General features: G+C 67.9%; 3 protein-coding genes. 1 reads left to right on the top strand and 2 read right to left on the bottom strand.

Annotated features, from left to right (window positions below):
- Positions 1–261, bottom strand: a 261-nt coding sequence (locus STRIP9103_RS52050; RefSeq protein WP_048821184.1) for an IS5/IS1182 family transposase, incomplete at its 3' end; no start/stop codon positions are given.
- Complete coding sequence (locus STRIP9103_RS52045) at positions 210–665, bottom strand: IS5 family transposase (RefSeq protein WP_009308042.1); 456 nt, start codon at positions 663–665, stop codon at positions 210–212. The genes STRIP9103_RS52050 and STRIP9103_RS52045, both read right to left, overlap by 52 nt.
- A gap of 2 nt (positions 666–667) precedes the next feature.
- Between STRIP9103_RS52045 and STRIP9103_RS48550 the strand changes: the two genes are divergently transcribed.
- Positions 668–1584 (top strand): IS5 family transposase gene (locus tag STRIP9103_RS48550; protein ID WP_100244023.1). Its coding sequence is split into 2 segments (ribosomal slippage), with 915 coding nucleotides annotated over them: positions 668–1081 and positions 1084–1584; the frame shifts between segments, so codons are not numbered across the junction. This gene is flagged as partial in the annotation.

Genomic DNA, 1584 nt, shown 5'->3' with positions numbered 1-1584 from the left:
TGCGCAGGTAGGCACGGTTCGCGCGGGAGCGTACGCCTTGTCGGCACGCACCTTGTCCGGCCGGGTGCGCGGGCGGCCCGACTCGAGCCGGGGCACCCGGATGCGGCCCAAGACCACCTGGAACTGCGGGGAATCACCGCGCTGTCCTGCCGTGATGACCAGCGACATCGGTTTCTGGGCCTGCTCGACCGCCAGGTGGAGCTTGGTTGTCAGCCCGCCCCGGGAGCGTCCGAGCCCGTGGTCGTCGGGCTCGATGAACACACCGCCTGGCGGCTCGGTCTGCAGATCCCCTTTTTGCGGGCGCCGGCCGCATGCTGGTGGGCGCGGGCGATGGTCGAGTCCACCGAGACGTCCCAGGTGATCAGTCCCTCGGCGTCGGCCTGGGCCTGCAGCTGTTCGAAGATGCGGTGCCAGGTGCCGTCCCGCTGCCAGCGGCGGAACAGGCCGTAGACCGTCTCCCACGGGCCATAGCGCTCGGGCACGTCCCGCCAGGGAGCACCGGCGCGGGTGCGCCACCGTATGCCGTCTATCAGTTGCCGCTTGGTGTGCACCGGTGGCCGTCCAGGCTTCTTGCCGACCGGGAGCAGGGGCTCCAGCTTCGCCCACTGTGTATTCGTCAGATCATGCCGCCCCACGAAGTGGGATCTTGACACATCAAGATCCACATATGAAACGCACCCTAGGGTTCGTCTTCAAAGATCGTCAGACGGTGGATCATGGTGGGGTGGTACGCCGTCATGAACTCACCGACCAAGAGTGGGAGTTGCTCGCTCCGTTGATACCGCGGGCCGCGACAGGCCGGCCTCGTGTGGAGGACCGGCAGGTCGTCAACGGGATGGTCTACAAGATCCGGACCGGCATCTCGTGGCGTGATCTGCCGGACCGCTACGGTCCGTGGAAGACGGTCTACACCCGCTTCCGTCGCTACGCCCTGGACGGCGTGTTCACCCGGGTCCTGCAGCAGATCCAGGCCCGGGCCGACGCGGCCGGTGACATCGACTGGCTGGTGCAGATCGACTCCACCGTCGTCCGCGCCCACCAGCACGCAGCCGCCACCGGCCGAAAAGGGGGCAGCACCGGCAGGACGAACCGGACGATCGCGCCCTCGGCCGATCCCGAGGAGGCCTGACCACCAAAATCCACCTCGCCTGCGACGGCCGCGGCCGTCCTCTCGCCGTCCTGGTCACCCCGGGCCAGCGGCACGACAGCATCTGCGCTCGCCCCCTTCTGGAACGGATCCACGTCCCTCGAACTGGCCCGGGCCGACCACGCTGCCGTCCCGACCACGTCATCGCAGACAAGGCCTACAGCTCGCGCGGCTTCCGCGCCTACCTGCGAAAACGCGGCATCGCACACACCATCCCAGAGAAGACCGACCAGCGACGGCACCGGCACAATCGCGGCCATCGCGGCGGGCGGCCGCCCGGGTTCGAGCGGGAGATCTACCACCGACGCAACGTCATTGAGCGCTGCTTCAACCGGCTCAAGGGCTTCCGTGGCATCGCCACCAGATACGAGAAGACCGCCGCTTCCTACGAAGCGGCGGTCACACTCGCGTCATTCCTGCTCTGGGCAAGATCCGTT

The sequence above is a fragment of the Streptomyces ipomoeae 91-03 genome, from assembly GCF_000317595.1.
GTDB classification, from domain to species: Bacteria; Actinomycetota; Actinomycetes; order Streptomycetales; family Streptomycetaceae; genus Streptomyces; species Streptomyces ipomoeae.
This window is presented reverse-complemented; position numbering and strand designations above follow the sequence as displayed.